This window comes from Proteiniphilum sp. (genome assembly GCF_034927365.1).
Taxonomy (GTDB): Bacteria; Bacteroidota; Bacteroidia; order Bacteroidales; family Dysgonomonadaceae; genus Proteiniphilum.
On sequence record NZ_JAYFQD010000043.1, the window covers coordinates 1 to 2646 of the forward strand.

The 2646-nt window shown below is 35.9% G+C and carries 3 protein-coding genes; all 3 read right to left on the bottom strand.

Features of this window, described 5'->3' with window-relative positions; genetic code table 11:
* On the bottom strand, window positions 1–643 hold a 643-nt coding region (locus VB073_RS17375), incomplete at its 3' end, for a hypothetical protein (RefSeq protein WP_323405452.1).
* 191 nt (window positions 644–834) lie between these two features.
* Complete coding sequence (locus VB073_RS17380) at window positions 835–1737, bottom strand: hypothetical protein (RefSeq protein WP_323405453.1); 903 nt, start codon at window positions 1735–1737, stop codon at window positions 835–837.
* 470 nt (window positions 1738–2207) lie between these two features.
* On the bottom strand, window positions 2208–2646 hold a 439-nt coding region (locus VB073_RS17385; protein WP_323405454.1), incomplete at its 5' end, for a hypothetical protein.

Genomic DNA, 2646 nt, shown 5'->3' on the forward strand with positions numbered 1-2646 from the left:
TGATAAAGTTTACGTTCTCAGTCGAATCAGTAGCGAGAAGTTTGCCGCTTTGCAGGAAATATACATACCGTTCTTCGAAAGTATGACCGTCACAATCTAATGTTTCCGGGGAAAATAGCGTGGCCAGTCCTTCAACCAACCAAAAAGTATAGGATTTGGGTTGTCCCCATTTGAGAGTAGACACCATATCCATTATTCCTTTGCCGAGTGTATTATGTTCCTGTTTATAAACAGCATAAAGGTGACTTATATTTATATTGTAGTCTTCCGGATAATTATCATAGTTTTTGGGAGCAGAAATTCCGGCAATGGGATCTCCTATAAAATATTCCATATCTTTTAGCGTAGGAACCAGTACAATAAGAATAGAGTCTTCAAGTGATGTTTCATTGATGAATTCAAGGCTTTTTGCTATCAAATCTCTGGTTGTATTTGCAACTTCCTTCCGTTCTGAGCGGTTGACTGTCTTTGGAAATGAAAAAAACAGGTTTCCTTCCTTTTTTATTACCATTCCTTTTGCATGCAACTCCTGTTTGATATCATATAAAGGAGACATGCGCATATTCACTTTATATACAACAAACAATGTGAGCAATACCAATATTAGCAAGGTGGATAACCAGAATATTCTTCTCTTTTTCATGATGTTCTTTATTTAGTATTATTTGGTACGAAGTTATTAAATAATTCTCAATCAGTCAAATACAATGAAACTATTAATAAATATCAACTATAAATTACCTGATTTTCAATCGAGCAGTAACTCTCTTGCTTACATGAATGGATAATCCTCCTATTCATAACAGAAGATAAATATATATAGAAAATTCATGTTCATTTCATACATCTTTCTTTGAATTTGACCCAATTGAAATCGATGGGATCGGGATATTTTTCATTTAGCCCATCGTTAATTTTTAGAATATAATTTTTAAAGGAAAGACCATAAATCTTCTCAAAATTCTCCATGTCGCTTTGCCATAACCTTTTAAACTCCTCTATTCCGTAATTATTAATCAGAGACCCTACAAGATAGGCGGTTTGGTTTCGGTATATTTTATTTTGCACCACCTCATTTCCTTCGAAGGCAAATCTCATTGTTGAGTCAGGTACGAGGAGTTTCCCGTTTTGCAAGAAATATACATACCGTTCTTCGAAAGTATGGCCGTCACAATCTTGTGATTCCGGGGAAAATAGCGTCGACAAGCCTTCATTAAGCCAATAGTCATAATTACCCGGATTACCCCATTTGAGAATAGATACCATGCCCATCACTAATGTTTTGAGTTCATTATGTTTTTCTCCATATACCGCATATATCTGATTTTCACCGGGGTTCGATCCTTCGGGATAACTATCGTAATTTTTCGTAAAATACGTTCCGGCAATACCACCTCCCCAAATACTTGGTCCTAAAAGATTCTCCATCTCTTTCCGGGTAGGCACTAATATCAAATGAATAGTATCTTCAAGCGCTGTTTCATGGATAAATTCCACACTTTTCGCGATATATTTTCTGGTAGTTGCTACAAGTTCTTTCCGCTTGGAACGGCTTACAGTCTCAGGCAGTGAGAACTTCAGATTTCCATCCCTGTAGGGTCTCATTCCCTGTTCATACAATTCTCGTTTGATTGGGTTTGGAGAAAGCCAGCCGTCATTTATCTTTTTTACAACAAACAATGTGAGCAATACCAATATTAGCAAGGTGGGTAACCAGAATATTCTTCTCTTTTTCATGATGTTCTTTATTTAGTATTATTTGGTACGAAGTTATTAAATAATTCTCAATCAGTAAAATGTAATGAAATTGTTAATGAATATTAACTATAAATTACCTGATCTTTCAATCAAAAAGTATCCCTTTTGTTCACAGGAATAGATAGTCCCGTTCATAACAGGTATAAAATCTGATTATGATCTGCTCGTTATTTTATCCTCAGTCGTAGTTATGGTCAATATTCTCTTTCACGCCTGCGAGATCGCTGAGAAGCTGACCGTAAAAGATTAAATCTTTAAAATCCTGAATACCTGTCATTTAAAGAAGTAATTCAGGCCAAGGTTATTGTGCTGGACTTACAGGTATTCCCAGATTGTATTGCTCTGGACAATGCACGTTTTAATAAGAAGCTGTCTTAGCTTTGTAGTGACCCCAAAAGTTTTTTATCCAACTGTTGGGGTCAATTCAGTTAGGACTAGGTATTTGTCATTTATTTCATACATCTTTCTTTTAATTTGGCCCAGTTGAAATCAATGGGATCGGGATATCTTTTATTTAATCCATCATTAATTGTTTGCATTAATTCATCAAATGAAATCCCATATATTTCATTAAAATGACTCACTCCAATCTGCCACAACTGTTTGTATTTTTCTATCCCATAATTGTCAAGCAGATATCCGACAATGTAGGCCGTTTGGCTCCAATATATCTTATCAAGAATTTCATGTGTTGCGTTATTTTCTGACACTTGGGAATCAACCTGCAAGGAATCTGTTTCAATTTGGGCCATACTGTCGACATCCCTGATAAAGTTTACGTTCTCAGTCGAATCAGTAGCGAGAAGTTTGCCGCTTTGCAGGAAATATACATACCGTTCTTCGAAAGTATGACCGTCACAATCTAATGTTTCCGGGGAAAATAGCGTG

What these genes read in the sequence shown, in the direction of transcription:
- VB073_RS17380 (WP_323405453.1), bottom strand. Translation starts at nt 1,737, where the DNA reads ATGAAAAAGAGAAGAATATTCTGGTTACCCACCTTGCTAATATTGGTA.